Raw genomic sequence first — 16,671 nt, forward strand, 5'->3', positions numbered from 1 at the left:
AACCACAGATACTCGGACGTCCTACTACCATCTTGCCCCTCATGAGAGCGTCGACGCTCCGTCTGGTCGCCGGTCAGGTGTGCTGCCGGGCGGTGACCGTGTGCGTGCCCGGGCCGAGTCCGCGGAGCGTGACACTTCCGTCGAGGAGGCGGACCCCGCGGTCCGACGCGCGCTGCCCGTCCCACACGGGACGCCCGTCGGCGTGCACCGTCAGGCGGGTGCCGTCCCCCGGCGGCACGACGTCGGCCCGGGTCCCCCGCGGGACCTCGACGTCGAGTCGGAACCTTGTCGCGGAGTTCTCCCAGGCGACCCTCAACGCGCCGTGGGGAGTGGGGAGTTGACCCTGCGCCCAGGCGACGTCGCCTGGATGCGGGCGCACCTGCCAGGTGGCGTACCCGGGGGACGTCGGCCTCGCGCCCAGCAGGTGATGGGTGAGCGCCGGCAGAACTCCCGTGGACCAGCCGTGCGCCATGCTGGTGTAGGCGTCCTCGTACAGTGAGCCGTTCGGCCCGATGCCCTCCCAGTTCGTGGTGCCGGGGTCGTGCTGGTCCATCCAGCCGTACGTGCGGCGGATCTGGTCGAGCGCGGAGTCGGCCCGCCCGGCGATGAAGCGGGCCACGATCTCCGGGTACGACGTGAAGGCGTAGACCCGCTGGGAGGCGCCGTCGAAGATCGTGTCGTTGTCCATGAAGGCGTTGCCGTACGGGCGCCGGGTTGTGGCGTCGAGGTGGGCGAGGGCAGATGCGGCCCGGTCGGCGTCGGCGACGCCCGTGGTGACGGCCATCGCGTTGCCGTCCTGGGCGTGCCGCACGGCGCCGCTGCCCGAGTCGAGGTACGCACCCGCGCTCGCGTCCCACAGCTGCGCGTTGATCGCGTCGCTCACCGCGTCGGCCCGGCGCGTCCAGCGTGCCGCGTCGGCCTGATGCCCCAGTATGCCGGCGAGGTGCGAGGCGTCCTTGAGAGCCTGGACGTAGAGGGTGTTGTAGTAGGTGACCCGTCCGGTGCGTCCCAGGAAGGCGTAGTCGCCGTAGCCGCCGGTGTTGTTGAGCCCCTTGCTGAGCAGTCCGGCCTCGTCGGTGACGCTCGGGTACCAGACGTCGAGGACCTTGAGCAGGTTCGGGTAGTAGCGGGTGGCGTAGGCGCGGTCCCCGGTGTAGAGCACGTAGTCCCAGCTGCAGGTCACCCACCACAGCGGATAGTCGAACAGCGGGAGGGTGTAGCCGGCGATGGAGGCCGGGGGGATCCAGCCGTCGGAGCGCTGGTGGTCGGCGAGGTCGGCGAGCACGTCGCGGGCGGCGGCCGCGGTGTCGTCATGGGTGAGGTACAGGGTTCTCGCCGAGACGGCCAGGTCACCCACGTAGGGGTCCCGGTCGCGTTTCGCCCCGTCGTGCAGGACGAGCCTGCCCTCCAGGGAGGGTGTCCAGGCGTTGCGCGGGTCGACGTCGTCCTGGCGGAAGGTGTCGGTGACCAGTTCGTTGGTGTAGGCCGCGCCGTACCAGTAGCGGTTGAGGTCGTCGTCGGAGCAGAGGAACCATCCGCGGTAGGTCGCGGGCGTTCCCACGTAGCCGGTGAAGTCCAGGCTGACGGAGTCGATCTCGACGGTTCCCCACGGCTGTGCGGCCGGAGCGTCGGTCGCCAGGGCGTCGAGGGTGACGCGCAGGTAGCGGAAGCCGTGCAGGCCGTCGGCGTAGACCTTGTCGCCTGTCTGGAAGCCCTTTCGGTCGGTCCAGTCCGCGCCCTTGGCCGGCACGGCGAACTGGTCGGTCCCCTGGCTCGCCACGCCGGACTGGTCGGCGCGGGTGAAGTCGGAGCGCCCGGTGAGGAACTGCCGCGTCTCGGAGAACGCCAGGCGCACTCCGGGCGAGTTGCCCGAGGCGGAGGTGAACCGGATGCGCGGATACCCGACGACGACCTTGCCGAAGTCGACCGTGACGCTCGGCGCCACCACGGGTTCGTCCGGCTCGGGCCACACCTCGTTGATCCGGGTGAAGGCGCCCCGGGAGGTGTCCTGGACCGCGGTGACGGTGATGCGCACCCTGGCCGTGGCCACGGTCGTACCGAAGGGCACCGCCCGCTGGATGACATCGTTGTCGGAGACCGTCGCGGCACGCTGCCAGGCATCGGCCACCCAGACGTCGACGGAGAAGTCGGTCGGTACGCCGTCGCTGTTGGAGATCACCGTGATGCCGGTCAGCTCCTGGACCTGGGGCGTGGTGATGGTCAGCGTGTCGGGAAAGGCGGCGATGGTGTCGTCGTTCCAGAACGTGTCGGGGTCGCCGTCGATGGCGTTGGCCGCGTCGTAGGTGCGCGGCCGTCCGTCGTTGCCGTTGTTGCCGGCGTGCGTCGACGACGCTTCGGCCAGGGTGCCTTGCGGCCAGCGGGGCGCGGGGGCCGGCTGCGGGCGCCGCAGCACCGTTCTGGCGCCGCCCGGTTTCAGCAGGGCTTCGGGTTTGCGGACGTCGCCGGTCGAGGCGAGGACGCGTTCGGGCCGTACGGTGCGGGAGGCCGGCCCCTGGACGTAGCGCTGCCAGCCGGTGCCGAGGCGCGGCGGGCCTGAGGCGGCGACCGCCGGGGCTGCCGTGCCGGGGCTCGCGGCGGCCGGGCCCGCGCCGAGCGGTCCGGCGGTCAGGACCACGGCTCCGGCTCCGGCGGCGGCGATGACCGTGCGGCGGCGCGGGCCGGGCTGTTCGAGGTTTTCCGGTGTGCGGCTGGACGTCATGGCACCTCGTCCCTCAAAGGTGATTGAAACGATTCAACTGATGGAGGCAGGGCGACGTTATCCCAAGTGCCGCACCGCGTACAGGGATTGCACACGGGCCCCGATTCCCGCAGGGCCGACGAGGACTTCCGACCGTGATACTAATACCGGTATAAGTATTGGGTCGCCGTAGCGAGGGACGAGACATGGTGGAGCTCAAGACCGACGCAGCACTGGACGCGATGCGGGAGGCGGGACGCGTGGTGGCCCGTGCGCTGGCCGCGGTCAAGGACGCGGCCGACGTGGGGGTGTCCCTGCGGGAGTTGGACGAAGCGGCCCGGGCGGTCCTGGACGAGTCCGGGGCCGGTTCCCCGTTCCTCGGATACCGGCCGGCCTTCGCACCGGTCGCGTTCCCGGCGGTGATCTGTACGTCCGTCAACGACGCGGTCTCCCACGGCATCCCCACGGACTACCGGCTGCGCGACGGCGACCTGGTCAGCATCGACTGCGGCGCCGAGCTGGACGGCTGGACGGGCGACGCGGCCATCTCCTTCACCGTCGGAACGCCACGCCCCGGCGACCTCGAGCTGATCGACGCCACCCAGCAGGCCCTCGACGCCGGTATCGCCGCCGCCCGGGTGGGCGGACGCGTCGGCGACATCTCCCACGCCATCGACACCGTGGCCGACAAGGCGGGCTGCGGCATGCCCGCCGACTTCGGCGGGCACGGCATCGGCCGCCGTATGCACGAGGACCCCCACGTCCCCAACCGCGGGCGCCCCGGCCGGGGATTCCCCCTCCGTCATGGCCTGGTCCTCGCCATCGAGCCCATGCTCATGGCGGGCGGCCGCAACGCCTACCGCACCGACATCGACGGCTGGACCCTGCGTACCACCGACGGCAGCAGGGCCGCCCACATCGAGCACACCGTGGCGATCACCGACCGGGGCCCCCGCATCCTGACCCTGCTCTGATCCCGTCCCCGTTGGTCACGGGATCTCCTGCTCGGCCCAGATGATCTTTCCGTCGGCCGTGTAGCGGGCTCCCCAGCGGTCCGTCAGCTGGGCCACCAGGAAGAGCCCGCGACCGCCCTCGTCCGTGCTGCGGGCGTGCCTGAGGCGGGGTGCCGTGCTGCTGGCGTCCGCGACCTCGCAGGTCAGGTGGGAGTCGCGGAGCAGTCGTAGGTGTATCGGCGGCTCGGCGTAACGGATCGCGTTGGTGACCAGTTCACTCACGACGAGTTCCGTGGTCAGGACCAGCTCCGCCAGCCCCCAGGCCTCCACCTGGCGGGTGGCCCGGGAGCGGAGGTCGGCGACGGCGGCCGGGTCCACGGGTACCTCCCAGGAGACGACGTGGTCGGCGCCGAGGGTGTGCGTCCGGGCCAGGAGCAGGGCGATGTCGTCGGACTGCGGTGCGGGGACGAGTCGCCGCACGGCGGAGGTGCACAGCGTGGGCAGGTCGCCGTCGGAGTGGGCGAGCACGTCGGCGAGGCGGGCCATGCCCCGTTCGATGTCACCGGCCGCGCCCCCGATGAGACCGTCCGTGTACAGGCCGATCAGGCTGTTCTCGGCGAGTTCGATCTCGGTGGCCTCGAACGCCATGGCGCCGAGTCCCAGCGGGGGTCCGGCCGGGGGTTCGGGGAAGGACACCTGGCCGTCGGGCGCGACCACGACAGGGGGCGGATGTCCCGCGCGCGCCATGCTGCAGCGGCCGGTGACGGGGTCGTAGACGGCGTACAGACAGGTCGCCCCGAGGAACGCGGCCGTGCTGCCGTGGGCCGCCCCCTCGGGGGTCCTCTCGGCGCTCAGTCGCAGCACGAGGTCGTCGAGGTGGGCCAGCAGTTCGTCCGGCGGCAGTTCCATGTCGGCCAGGGTCTGGACCGCGGTGCGCAGCCGGCCCATGGCCGCCGCCGCGGTGATGCCGTGTCCCACCACGTCGCCGATGACGAGACCGACGCGGGCCCCGGACAGCGGGATCACGTCGAACCAGTCACCGCCCACGCCGTCCGTGGCGTCCGCCGGCAGATAGGCCGAGGCCACGTCCAGCGCGGTCCCGCCGGTGAGGACCTGCGGGAGCAGACTGCGCTGCAGGGTGACGGCCGCCGTGTGTTCGCGGGTGTAGCGCCGTGCGTTGTCGACGCACAGCGCCGCCCGCGCGACCAGTTCCCGGGCCAGCAGCACGTCGTCGGACTGGAACGGGACGGGGTTGACGGACCGCATGAACGTGGTGATGCCGAGGGCCGTGTTCCGGGCCCGCATCGGCACGGAGATGAGGGAGTGCAGGCCGAACGTGCGGATGCGTTCCGCCCGCTCGGGGTGTTCGGTGAGCCAGTGTTCGTCGGACGGATCGAGGACGGGCAGCAGGATCGGCTCGCCGTCGATCAGCAGGTTCAGGTCGTGCGACGGCGGGAGGAAGCCGGGGCTCCCCCCGATCCGCACCACGGCCTCGGGACAGCCCTCGCGCACCGAACTCATCCCCGCGCGCCGCAGTGCCGACTGGGCGGGCGCGGGCCCGGCGTCCGTCAGCCACGCCCCGTGCCCCTCGGTGCTCAGGACGGGCTCCAGGAGGTCGACGACGACGAAGTCGGCGAAGCGGGGGACGGCGAAGTCGGCGAGTTCCTGCGCCGTCCGCATCACGTCCAGGGTGGTGCCGACGCGGGTACCGGCCTCGTTGACCAGCGTCAGGAGCCGGCGCGCGGTCCAGCGCTCAGTTACGTCCTGCACCATGTAGCAGACCCCGGTCACGGAGTCGCCGGCGTCCACCAACGGGAAGAAGGACGTGGAGTAGGCGCGCTGGCGGTGTGGGTCCGCCCAGCTCCAGCCGACGTACTCGTAGTCGGTGACCGGCTCCCCGGTCTTCAGGACCTTGCGCATCAGCCCTTCGAGGGTGGCCCCCTGCAGCCCAGGCAGCAGCTCGCTCAGCCGGCGCCCCAGCCGCTGTTCGCGGGGCACACCGCCGAATCGTTCCAGCGTGTCGTTGAGCCACACATAGCGCAGCTGGAGGTCCATGACCGCCATGCCGACGGGCGAGCGGGTCAGGAACCCGTCGAGCACCGACTGGCCGATCGTCCACTGCTGCCGCCGCTCCCGCGCCGAGAGCAGGAAGCACTCGTCGGCACCGATCCGGAAGGACGCCGAGACCCTGAGGTCGACGTCAAGGACGCGGCCGTCGCGGTGCCGGAGCGGGACGAGGCCGTTCCATCCCATGCCGGCGCGGCACCGCTGGGCCACGCCGGCCACCCGTGCCGGGTCCCTCGGGATCGCCAGCAGGCGGGCGGCGGAGGCGCCGACCATCTCGGCGGCCGGGTAACCGAGCAGGTCCTCGGCACTGCGGGTCCAGCCGAGGACCAGGCCGTGCGCCGAGAGTACCGCCGCCGCGTCGCTCGACGCGTCGAGGAGATCGCGCGGTTCCGCGGGCGTGGGCCCTCCGGGCCCTTCTCGCGCTGGATCCATGGATTCCATCCGGGTGCCGTTCTGTACACCCCCATGTTCCTGCTTGTCCGCCGGATGCGCACCGGCCCGCCCGACCGGGCCGGCCGGGCGCCCTCCGCTTCCGCCCCTGCCGCAGCGGAGGGAGCATGGAAGGACCGCCGGCCAGAACCCGGGTTGCGCGACGACGCCGACGGGGTCGCCGAGTCCCGCGGAACGGTGGAGGTGCTCCGGGATGACAGCCGAATCCTTCCCGTCCGAGGGTGAGGCGCGCGGCGTCGAAACGCCCCCGCCCACCGGGCTGCTGGACCTCCTGAGCGTGGCCGCGACGGTCCTCGACGCCGACGGCCGCATCGTGTTCTGGACCCCGCAGGCCGAGGAACTGTTCGGATACTCCGCGCAGGAGGCACTCGGCAGCTACGCGGCCCGGCTGTTCATCCACCCCGAGCATATGAAGTCGGTGGTCAGACTCTTCACCGAGGTGCTGGAGACGGGCCGCAGCTGGGCCGGCGCCTTCCCCGTCCGGCACAAGGACGGCAGCACGCGGCTGATGGAGTTCCGCAACATGCGGCTGCAGGACGACCTCGGGGACCTCTACGCCCTCGGCATCGTCGCCGACCACAACCTGCTCCAGCGGGTGGAGACCGATCTGGCCCTGTGCGAGCGGCTGATCGACCAGTCCCCGATCGGTCTGGCCCTGCTCGACTCCGACCTGCGGTACCTGCTGGTCAACCCGGCGCTGGAGCGCATCGACGGCATCCCCGCCGAGGACCATGTGGGCCGGGGCCTGCGGGAGACCCTGCCGCTGCCCGATGTGGACACCATCGAGTCCGCGCTGCGGCAGGTGCTCACCACCGGCACTCCGCTGCTCGACCAGTACCACGTGGGCCGTCCGCGGACCGACCCCGACCACGAGCACGCCTGGTCGCTGTCCTTCTACCGCCTCGAGGACTCCGGCGGCCGGGTGCTGGGTGCCGCCACGTCCGTCGTCGACGTCACCGAACGGCACCGCGCGGCCGCCGAGGCCGACCGGGCCCGGCGCCGGCTCGCCCTCATCGCCGACGCCTCGGTCCACGTCGGAACCACGCTCGAAGTGGAGCAGACCGCGCGGGAGCTGGCCGAGATCGCCGTGCCGCAACTGGCCGACGTGGTCGCCGTGGACGTCCTCGACTCGGCGCTGGCCTGCCGCCGCTCCCGCAGACCGGACGACGGCCCGGAGCTCTTCCGTGCCCTCGCCCTCAAGGCGGCCCACCCGACCGTGGCCCTGCGGGCCGCCGACCCGCCCGGTGGGCTCGCGGCCTACGAGGGGGACCGGCTGGTGACGTTGTGCGTCCACAGCGGCCGGCCGGTGCTGGTGCGCCACGTCGGCGAGCGGGACCTGCCGCGCATCGCCCGGGACGCCGAGGCCGGTTCGCTGCTCGCCCGGGCGGGCGTCCACTCGTATCTGGCCGTACCGCTGATCGCGCACGGCGAGGTACTCGGCGCACTCGACCTCAAGCGCACCCGCAATCCGCTGCCGTTCGACGAGGACGACGTCGTGCTCGCCGCCGAGCTGGCCGGGCGGGCGGCCGTGGCCATCGACAACGCCCGCTGGTTCCAGAGCGTGCGCAACACCTCGCTCACCCTGCAGCGCAGCCTGCTGCCCGACCATCCGCCCCGGCACGCGGGGCTGGAGCTCGCCTCCCGCTACCAGCCCGCCCAGGCCACCAGTGAGGTCGGCGGCGACTGGTACGACGTCATCCCGCTCAGCGACGACAAGACCGCCCTGGTCGTCGGCGACGTCATGGGCAACGGCATCGACGCCGCCGCCACGATGGGCCGGCTGCGCACCGCCACCTGCGCCTACGCCGACCTGGACCTCGAACCCGGCGCCGTACTGCGCCATCTCGACAAGATCACCTGCGATCTGGAGCACTACATCGTCACCTGCCTCTACGTCGTGTACGACCCCGGCACCCGGCAGTGCCAGATCGCCAACGCCGGACACATGCCGCCCGCGCTGGCCGGCCCCGGCCACGCCCCCGAGCTGATCGACCTGCCCTCCGGCGCCCCGCTCGGCGTCGGCGGCGTCACCTTCGAGACCACCACGGCGCGGCTCGATCCGGGCGACCTCCTCGTCCTCTACACCGACGGCCTCGTCGAAACCCGGCACCACTCCATCGACGACCGCCTGGCCACCCTGCTCGGCTTCCTCGACGAACCGCACCGGCCCCTGGAGGAGACCTGCGACCTCCTCCTGTACGGACTGCGCCACCCCGACGACTACGACGACGTCGCCCTCCTTGTCGCGCGGGCTCAGTAGCACGAGGACGCCAAAGCACCGCGGCCGTCGGCCAGTTGACAACCCGACAGCGCACCGCCTGCTACGCGAACGCCGCCAGTCCGAAGCTCGCGGGCATCCTCCTGAACCTCACCCCGTAGGGTAGGCGAGGTTCAAGGTTTACCAAAGAGATGTCAAAGTCGGAGGGGGTCGGCCGTGGGTGCGCCACGCCTCAGCAGTACGCCGTTGCCAGGGATCGGGGTCCGTTACGACCTCACCACGCGCGAGCAGCGCCGCTTGTCGGTGGTGGCGCACCGGGACGGAACGCGCACGGTGAACGCCTACCGTTCCGACGACCCGGACGCGTGCGCGCTGTCGGTGCGGCTGACCGCGGCCGAGACGGAGGCGCTCATCGACGCGATGAAGCCGGCGCACCACAGCCCGAACCTGCTGTCCACGACCGAACTGGGCCTGGTGGCCGAGCGGATCGCGCTGTCGACGCTCTCCTACTGGAACGGCCGGCTGCTGGGCGAGACCCGGATGCGCACCGAGACCGGCGCGTCCATCGTGGCCGTGCTGCGGCGGGCTGAGGCGATCCCCTCGCCGACGCCCGGCTTCCGGCTGGCCGGCGGCGACACGCTGATCGTGATCGGTACCCGCGAGGGCGTCGAGGCCGCTGCCGGCATACTCGGGCGGGAGTGAGCCGCATGCATTCCTCCGCACGCTTCCTGATCGAGTTCGGCGGCATCATCCTCGCCCTGGGACTGCTGGGCCGCTTCGCCGCACGCTTCCGGTTCTCCCCGATCCCGCTCTACCTGCTGGCCGGGCTCGCCTTCGGCGAGGGCGGGCTGCTGCCGCTGGGCGCCAGCGAGGAGTTCGTCGCCATCGGCGCCGAGATCGGCGTGATCCTGCTGTTGCTCATGCTCGGTCTGGAGTACACGGCCAGCGATCTCGTCTCCAACCTCAAGACCCAGTACCCGGCCGGCCTCGTCGACGCCGCACTCAACGCCCTGCCGGGCGCGGCCATGGCGCTGCTGCTGGGCTGGGGCCCGGTCGCGGCCGTCGTACTGGCGGGCGTGACGTGGATATCGTCGTCCGGGGTGATCGCCAAGGTCCTCGGCGACCTGGGCCGGCTGGGCAACCGCGAGACGCCGGTCATCCTCAGCATCCTGGTGCTGGAGGACCTCTCGATGGCGGTCTACCTGCCGATCGTCACCGCGCTGCTGGCGGGCGCCGGGATCGCGGCCGGGAGTCTCACGCTGGGGGTCGCCCTCGGGGTGGCGGGAGTCGTCCTCGTCGTCGCGGTGCGCTACGGGCGGCACATCTCCCGTTTCGTCTCCAACGACGACCCGGAGAAACTCCTCCTGGTCGTGCTCGGGCTGACCCTCGTGGTCGCCGGTCTCGCCCAGCAACTGCAGGTGTCCGCCGCCGTGGGCGCCTTCCTGGTCGGCATCGCCCTGTCCGGTGAGGTCGCCGAGGGCGCGCACAACCTGCTGGCGCCGCTGCGCGATCTGTTCGCCGCCGTCTTCTTCGTCTTCTTCGGCCTGCACACCGACCCGGCCAGCATCCCGCCGGTCCTGCTGCCGGCGCTCGCCCTGGCCGTCGTCACGGCCGCGACGAAGATCGCCACCGGTTGCTGGGCGGCGCGCCGGGCCGGAATCTCCGCCAAGGGCCGTTGGCGCGCGGGCGGCACGCTGGTCGCGCGGGGTGAGTTCTCCATCGTCATCGCCGGGCTCGCCGTCACCGCCGGCATCGAGCCCTCGCTCGGCCCGCTGGCCACGGCGTACGTGCTGATCCTGGTCGTCCTGGGTCCGCTCACCGCCCGCTACACCGAGCCCATCGCCCTGTCGCTCACACGACGGCTGCGCACGCCTTCCGGGCCGCAGGAGGCGCCGGCCGAGGCCGAGACCGCGGTTCTCGAACCGCACGAAGCGGGGCGGCCCTGACCGTCGTCGGCCGAGGGGCGGGCCCGCCACCACGTCCGGACTCAGCTGGTGAAGCCGATGTGGACGTGGTCGTGGTGGGTGTCGTCGCTGAAGAACTGGTTGGCGGTGGCACCGCCGGACAGTTGGAGGGGGCCGCCGACGTTGTAGGAGCCGGCCGCCGCCGCGTCCCGCATGAAGCGTTCGATGAGGTTGCGGGAGGTGGCCGGGTCGACCACCGCGTGTCCGTCGATCTGCCAGACGTCGAAGGCCCGCCCGAGCGGATGGTCGCTGGGGCGGCTGGTGCCGAAGACGTCGAGCGGATGGCCGGAGCGGACGACGCTGACGTACATGCGGTACGTGCCCGCCAGACGCAGCATCGCGCCGAGGACGCTGTCGTGGATGTGTCCGCTGCGCAGGTCGGCCTGTGCGGCGGGCGGCAACTGGATGCGGGAGTCGGACAGGACGGTGCGGACCCGGCTCGGCAGCGGTGACACGGCCGCTCCGGGCTCGGCCGGGTGCAGGGCGGTGACCGTCCAGCCGGAGGCGGCCCGGACCAGCCGTACGTCGACCGTCGTACCGCCCGCGCTCACCGTGCCGCCGCGGCGGGTCCACTGACGGCAGACGACGAGCACGCTGGCGGAGTCGCTGAGGATGCCGCCGTACTGGGCGTCGACCACCTGCAGGGCGGCCGCGTCCGCGGCCGGCAGCAGCGGGCCGGCCTCACCGACGAGGGCGGTGGGCTGGCGGAGCGCGGCCACCCGGGTCCGGGCCGCGGCCGCGCCGCCCTTGCCGTCGGGCCAGGCCCCGATCGCCTCGACGAGTTGGACGGCACGGAGCTTGGCGGCCGGGGTGACCTCGGCGGACGTCGGCCGCCACGGCGTCGTGCGCGGCAGCGCCGCGGCCTGCGGGGTGAGGGACGTCGGCGACGCCGAACCCGACGGGTCGGCGACCGACGGCGACGACGGGGACGTGTGCGCGGAGCCGCTGCCGCAGCCGGCCGCCCCGAGAAAGGTGCCCGTCGCTCCCAGCAGCACGGCGCGGCGGGACGGTTGCCTGGGCTTGCTGGTCATACCTCCCAGTGTCCGCCGAACGCGCGCCGTGCGCCGCACGCCACGGCACCGTTGCCCGACTCTGGGCCGTTGCGGGTGGCTTCGTACTCATGTACTTGCCAATGACTTGACGATCCGTTTCCTGGACGTTCAACGCAGGGCCCTGGCCCGGACTGTGTGCCGTCCCTAGGTTTCCTTGGGGTTGGGGAAGAGGGGACCAGAGGGGACTATGGACACACTGCCGGCGGTCCGGGCGCGTGGGATCAGCAAGTGTTTCGGCGAGGTCGTGGCACTCGACGGCGTCGACCTCGATGTGACGCAGGGTCAGATCCACGGTCTGGTAGGGCCGAACGGGGCCGGCAAGACGACACTGCTCGGGCTTCTGCTGGGTCTGGCCGTCGCCGACAGCGGCCGGCTCGAGATGCTCGGGACGCCCATCGAGCGGGCGCTCGCCGTTCCCGACGGCGTCGCCGGCTTCGTGGACGGACCCGGGCTCTACCCCTCCCTCACCGCCCGGCAGAACCTTCTCGCGCTGGCCCGGCTGCGCGGCCAGGACGCACGCACCGCGGGCGTCGACGAGGTGCTCGACCAGGTCGGGCTCACCGGCGTCGCCGACGACAAGGCCCGCGGCTTCTCCCTCGGCATGCGGCAGCGACTCGGGCTCGCCGCCGCCCTGCTCACCAAGCCCCGGCTGCTCGTGCTCGACGAACCCTCCAACGGCCTCGACCCGTCCGGCAAGAGACATGTGCACGGTGTCCTCACCCGGCTCGCCGCGGGCGGCACCAGCGTCGTGCTGTCCAGCCACCGGATGGACGACCTCGAGGCCCTGTGCTCCGAGGTGACCATCCTCGCCACCGGCCGGGTCGTCTTCTCCGGTCCACTCGGCAAACTGGCCGCCGAGAACCGCGAACTCGACTACCGGCTGCGCACCTCCGACCCGCGGGCCGCGCGTCTGCTGGCCGCCGACACGGACGGGATCCGGATCGTCGAGGACACCGGGACGCGGCAGGACGCCGAGGTGCTCGTGGTCCGCGCGCTGGTATCCGCTCTCGACGAACTGGTCGCGAAGACCGTGCGGGCCGGTGTCGCGGTGCGCGAACTCGCGCCGGTGATCTCGCCGTTGGAGGCCGCCTTCCTCGCCCTCACCGAGCACCAGGAGGACGGCCGATGACCGTCGCCGTCGCCGATGACAGCGTTGCCATCGCCCGCCGCGTCCCGCTCTCGCGCGGCTACCGCTTCGAGTTGGTGAAGCTGCTCTCCCAGTGGCGGATCCGGCTGCTGGTCCTCGCCTGCTGGATCGCGCCCGCGCTGTTCGTGGCCGGGGTGAGCCGGCAGAGCACCCTGCCGTCCGACACGCTCTTCGGCCGCTGGATGCACGCCACCGGGTGGGCCGGGCCCCTGGTCGTCCTCGGTTTCGCCGGCACTTGGGCGCTGCCGCTGCTGACCTCGGTCGTCGCCGGCGACGTGTTCGCCGCCGAGGACCGGCTCGGCACCTGGCGCCACCTGCTGGTGGCGGTCCGCTCGCCACGGCGGATCTTCCTCGCGAAGTCGCTGGCCAGTCTCACCGTCATCCTGCTGCTGGTGGCCGGTCTCGCCTTCTCCGGCGTCGCCGGCGGGCTGGCGTCGGTCGGCGACCAGCCGCTGGTCGGCCTCGACGGCCACCTGCTGACGGCGTCGGACGCGGCGGGCCGGGTCCTGCTCGCCTGGACCGCCGCCCTCGCCCCGACCATGGCACTCGCCGCACTCGGTCTGCTCGGGTCGATCGCGCTGGGCCGCTCCCCGATGGGGCTGCTGCTGCCCCCGCTCGTCGCGCTCGGGATGCAGGTCGCCCAGATGCTGCCCCTGCCGGTCGCCGTACGCCTCGCGCTGCCCGGTTACGCCTTCGTCTCCTGGAACGGCCTGTTCACCGCTCCCGCGCAGCTCGGCCCGCTCCTGATCGGCGTCACGGTGAGCCTGGTGTGGGCCGTGCTCGCGACGACGCTGGCGTATCTGCTGTTCGTACGGCGTGACTTCACCAACGCGGCCTACGACGGCGCCGGGCGCCGCGCGATCACCCTCGGGCTGCTGCCGATGGCCGCGCTGACCGTCCTCACCGTGGCGACGGTCGCCGCGGCCACCCCGTCCATGGGCTCGGGCATCCAACAGGGCAAGGTCCAGCGGTCGGTGGCGACGGCCTTCGCGCACCTCTACCGCCTGCAGACCCGCGAGCTGCACCGCCCCGCCGTCACCGAGGCGCAACTGCGGGCGACGGCGGCGTGCACCAAGAGCGACGGCCAGGGCGCTCAAGAAGGCGCGGGCAACGACTGGCGCTGCGTGGTGACCTGGCATCTCCCCGACGTCGCGGTGGCCGGAACGGCCGTCTACCAGCTCGACGTCGCCTCGGACGGGCGGTTCGTGGCCGACGGCGACGGACCCAAGGAGGTCAACGGCTACTTCCTGGTCCGTACCCCCACCGGGGACGCCCCGAACCCCCTATGGCAGTTCGACGGCGCCGTCGAGCTGCTCGACACCACCGCGAAGGGATGATTCCGTGCAGGTAACACGGCAGCGCCGGATCGACGAGCAGGAGCAGTTCCGCCTTTTCGGCAGACGCGTCGGCCGCCGCACCACCCTGGTGGCGGCGGGGATCGCCGTCGCCCTCGGCGTCACGGGCACCGCTGTCGCCCAGACGTGGCAGTTCGGCACCCAGCAGGTCGCCCAGACCACCGCCAACGGCCAGGTCATATCCAGCGACCAGTACATCAAGCCGTACGGCAGCCGCACCGTCGTCAACGACGGCAAGATCATGTCGTCCACGGTCAGCCCCGACGGCACCCACCTCGCGGCCGCGGTCGCCGACGGCGACGCTTCCCTGGTGGTGCTGGACCTCGCGACCGGCCAGGTGAAGCAGAAGGTCGGCACGGGCGCCGCGGACGACCTGCGGATCAAGACCGGTTCCGTCGGCCAGGAAGGCCCGACGTACTCGCCCGACGGCACCCAGTTGTGGCTGGGCCAGGCCGACGGCTACACCAAGTTCACCGTCGACGCGGACGGCACCCTCGCCAACCCGCAGACCGTCTCCATCCCGGCCGACGGCACCAAGCAGGCGCTGGTGGGCGCGGCCGTCTTCTCGGCCGACGGCTCCACCGTGTACTCCGCGGTCAACGGCCAGAACCGGGTCGTCGCCATCGACGCGGCCAGCGGAACCATCACGCAGAGCTGGGCCGTCGGCAACGCCCCCCGCGGCCTCGCCCTGGTCGGCGGCAAGCTCTACGTGAGCAACGAGGGCGGGCGGCCCGCCCGGGTCGGCGACACCACGATGAACTCCTACGGCACCGACGTGCCGGCCAACCCCGACACCGGCGCCGCCGCCACCGGCACCGTCAGCGTCATCGACACGGCCGACCCGTCCGCCGCCGTCGGCAGCATCGACGTCGGTCTGCACCCGACCTCGGTGTACGCCGGTAAGGGCGCGGTGTTCGTCACCAACACCGCCGACAACAGCGTCTCGGTCATCAGCACGGCCAAGAACAAGGTCGTCCAGACCATCGCCACCCAGCCCTGGCCCGAGGCCTCGGTCGGCTACGAGCCCAACGCGGTGACGCTCACCGACGACGGCCGCCTGCTGGTGACGCTCGGCCGCGCCAACGCCGTCGCCGTCTACCGCTACACCTCCCCGCAGCAGCCGGCCCGCTACGTCGGCCTGCTCCCCACGGACTACTTCCCCTCGGAGATCACCACCGTCGGAAAGAAGGTGGTCGTCTCCAACACGCGCGGTATCGACGCGCGTCGCCCCAGCACCAGCGCCGGCCACAACACCCACGACACCACGTCGAGCCTGACGCAGTTCACGCTGCCGGACGACAAGGTCGTCCGCTCCCAGACGGCCAAGGTCTTCCGGCAGAACGGCTGGACGCCCGGCTCCCTGGTGACGGCCAGGGGCAAGGGCCATGCGCTGCCGCTGCCGGTCCCGCTGCGGCTCGGCGACTCCTCGACGATCAAGCACGTCTTCCTGCTGGTCAAGGAGAACCGCACCTACGACCAGGTCTACGGCGACCTGCCGCAGGGCAACGGCGACTCGACGCTGACCACCTTCGGCGCGAACGTGACGCCCAACCAGCACGCCCTCGCCGAGCAGTTCGGGCTCTACGACAACTTCTACGACGTCGGTACGAACTCCGCCGAGGGCCACAACTGGCTGATGCAGTCGGACAACCCGGAGTACACCGAGTCCTCCGCCGGTGAGTACACGCGCAGTTACGACACCGAGGACGACGTCCTCGGCCACCAGAAGTCCGGCTTCATCTGGACCGGCGCCCAGGCCGCCGGGAAGTCCGTGAAGGACTTCGGCGAGTTCCAGTCGATCGAGTCCAAGCCGGCCGGCGCGACCTGGCAGAACCTGTACTGCGACAGCAAGAACATGGCCGCGACCGGGGCACAGACCGCCTACCCCATCAAGACGGGCTCGGCGATCCCCTCCCTCAACAAGGTGTCCGTCCAGGGCTTCCCGCTGTTCGACCTCAATGTCCCGGACATCTACAAGGAACAGATCTGGAAGCAGGACTTCGAGAAGAACGGTCCGGCGAACCTGAACATGTTCTGGTTCTCCAACGACCACACCGGCGGTCCGGCGAACGCGTCCGCCGAGGTCGCCGACAACGACCTCGCGGTCGGCCGGATGGTCGACGAGATATCCCACAGCAAGTACTGGAAGGACTCGGCGATCTTCGTCGCCGAGGACGACTCCCAGAACGGTCTCGACCACGTCGACGGCCACCGTGCCCCGGTGCAGGTCATCAGCCCCTACGCCCAGCACGGCAGGGTCGACAGCCACTACTACTCGCAGATCACGATGGTCCGCACCATCGAGCAGATCCTCGGCATCCACCCGATGAACCAGCTCGACAGCGCGGCCACCCCGATGTACGGAGCGTTCAGCCTCAAGCCGGACGACACGCCGTTCACGGCGGTGCCCAACCGGACCTCGCTGACCCTCGGTGTGAGCCCGCAGCCCTCCTGCGGTTCGGACACCCCTGCGCCGCAGGACTCCAAGGCGGCGGCCGCGCCGACGTCGGCGGCGGTGCCGCAGGCCGCGCAGGGCCTCGCGGCCCAGTGGAAGGCCTGGGCCACGCACCAGCGGCTGACCGGCCCGAACGCCGTGCCCGACTACGCCAACGCCGAGCAGATGAACCGCTACACCTGGTACCAGACGCACGACTGGACCAAGCCGTACCCCGGAGACAAGAAGGTCTACACGCCGAACGCCGTACCCGGTGCCTACCTTCCCTCGTCGGAGTCCGACGGCTGACCCGGCCGGACCACCGCGCGGCCC

10 protein-coding genes are annotated in these 16,671 nt (G+C 71.8%); 7 read left to right on the forward strand and 3 right to left on the reverse strand.

What is annotated here, in order from left to right:
* Nucleotides 1–73 precede the first annotated feature (73 nt).
* Nucleotides 74–2,719, reverse strand: coding sequence for an alpha-L-rhamnosidase C-terminal domain-containing protein (locus ACIRVK_RS37190; protein WP_404255139.1), 2,646 nt, complete (start codon nt 2,717–2,719; stop codon nt 74–76).
* A 185-nt stretch (nt 2,720–2,904) separates the two neighbouring features.
* Here ACIRVK_RS37190 and map point away from each other — a divergent pair, with 185 nt between their 5' ends.
* Nucleotides 2,905–3,672, forward strand: coding sequence for a type I methionyl aminopeptidase (gene map / locus ACIRVK_RS37195; protein ID WP_404255141.1), 768 nt, complete (start codon nt 2,905–2,907; stop codon nt 3,670–3,672).
* A 15-nt stretch (nt 3,673–3,687) separates the two neighbouring features.
* On the opposite strand, the gene ACIRVK_RS37200 is transcribed toward map, so the two are convergent.
* Complete coding sequence (locus tag ACIRVK_RS37200) at nt 3,688–6,150, reverse strand: SpoIIE family protein phosphatase (protein ID WP_404255143.1); 2,463 nt, start codon at nt 6,148–6,150, stop codon at nt 3,688–3,690.
* A gap of 211 nt (nt 6,151–6,361) precedes the next feature.
* On the opposite strand from ACIRVK_RS37200, the gene ACIRVK_RS37205 reads away from it, so the two are divergent.
* The 3 genes from ACIRVK_RS37205 (at nt 6,362) to ACIRVK_RS37215 (ending at nt 10,332) form a co-directional block, all read left to right on the forward strand.
* Nucleotides 6,362–8,428, forward strand: a complete 2,067-nt coding sequence (locus tag ACIRVK_RS37205) for a SpoIIE family protein phosphatase (RefSeq protein WP_404255145.1) — start codon at nt 6,362–6,364, stop codon at nt 8,426–8,428.
* Nucleotides 8,429–8,602: 174 nt separating this feature from the next.
* Complete coding sequence (locus ACIRVK_RS37210) at nt 8,603–9,088, forward strand: cation:proton antiporter regulatory subunit (protein ID WP_404255147.1); 486 nt, start codon at nt 8,603–8,605, stop codon at nt 9,086–9,088.
* Between the two features lie 5 nt (nt 9,089–9,093).
* Nucleotides 9,094–10,332, forward strand: coding sequence for a cation:proton antiporter (locus ACIRVK_RS37215; protein WP_404255149.1), 1,239 nt, complete (start codon nt 9,094–9,096; stop codon nt 10,330–10,332).
* Nucleotides 10,333–10,373: 41 nt separating this feature from the next.
* Here ACIRVK_RS37215 and ACIRVK_RS37220 read toward each other — a convergent pair whose 3' ends face one another.
* Entirely contained in the window at nt 10,374–11,381 is a 1,008-nt protein-coding gene (locus tag ACIRVK_RS37220; RefSeq protein ID WP_404255151.1) for a hypothetical protein, read from the reverse strand.
* Nucleotides 11,382–11,589: 208 nt separating this feature from the next.
* Here ACIRVK_RS37220 and ACIRVK_RS37225 point away from each other — a divergent pair, with 208 nt between their 5' ends.
* Genes ACIRVK_RS37225 through ACIRVK_RS37235 form a run of 3 tightly spaced genes read left to right on the forward strand, consistent with a single transcriptional unit; the run spans nt 11,590 to nt 16,647 of the window.
* Nucleotides 11,590–12,531: an ABC transporter ATP-binding protein gene (locus tag ACIRVK_RS37225; protein ID WP_404255153.1), complete on the forward strand. Its 942-nt coding sequence runs from the start codon at nt 11,590–11,592 to the stop codon at nt 12,529–12,531.
* The gene (locus tag ACIRVK_RS37230) at nt 12,528–13,886 is read left to right on the forward strand and encodes an ABC transporter permease (RefSeq protein ID WP_404255155.1); all 1,359 of its coding nucleotides are present in this window, start codon (nt 12,528–12,530) and stop codon (nt 13,884–13,886) included. Before ACIRVK_RS37225 ends, ACIRVK_RS37230 begins: the two co-directional genes overlap by 4 nt.
* Before the next feature lie 4 nt (nt 13,887–13,890).
* Nucleotides 13,891–16,647, forward strand: a complete 2,757-nt coding sequence (locus ACIRVK_RS37235; protein ID WP_404255157.1) for an alkaline phosphatase family protein — start codon at nt 13,891–13,893, stop codon at nt 16,645–16,647.
* Nucleotides 16,648–16,671 lie beyond the last annotated feature (24 nt).

This window comes from Streptomyces sp. NPDC101152, from assembly GCF_044768275.1.
Taxonomy (GTDB): domain Bacteria; phylum Actinomycetota; class Actinomycetes; order Streptomycetales; family Streptomycetaceae; genus Streptomyces.

Excerpts from the sequence above, each read along its gene's own strand:
- ACIRVK_RS37205 (WP_404255145.1), top strand. The coding sequence starts at position 6,362 with ATGACAGCCGAATCCTTCCCGTCCGAGGGTGAGGCGCGCGGCGTCGAA.
- ACIRVK_RS37230 (WP_404255155.1), top strand. The coding sequence starts at position 12,528 with ATGACCGTCGCCGTCGCCGATGACAGCGTTGCCATCGCCCGCCGCGTC.
- ACIRVK_RS37220 (WP_404255151.1), bottom strand. The coding sequence starts at position 11,381 with ATGACCAGCAAGCCCAGGCAACCGTCCCGCCGCGCCGTGCTGCTGGGA.
- map (WP_404255141.1), top strand. The coding sequence starts at position 2,905 with ATGGTGGAGCTCAAGACCGACGCAGCACTGGACGCGATGCGGGAGGCG.
- ACIRVK_RS37190 (WP_404255139.1), bottom strand. The coding sequence starts at position 2,719 with ATGACGTCCAGCCGCACACCGGAAAACCTCGAACAGCCCGGCCCGCGC.
- ACIRVK_RS37225 (WP_404255153.1), top strand. The coding sequence starts at position 11,590 with ATGGACACACTGCCGGCGGTCCGGGCGCGTGGGATCAGCAAGTGTTTC.
- ACIRVK_RS37215 (WP_404255149.1), top strand. The coding sequence starts at position 9,094 with ATGCATTCCTCCGCACGCTTCCTGATCGAGTTCGGCGGCATCATCCTC.
- ACIRVK_RS37200 (WP_404255143.1), bottom strand. The coding sequence starts at position 6,150 with ATGGATCCAGCGCGAGAAGGGCCCGGAGGGCCCACGCCCGCGGAACCG.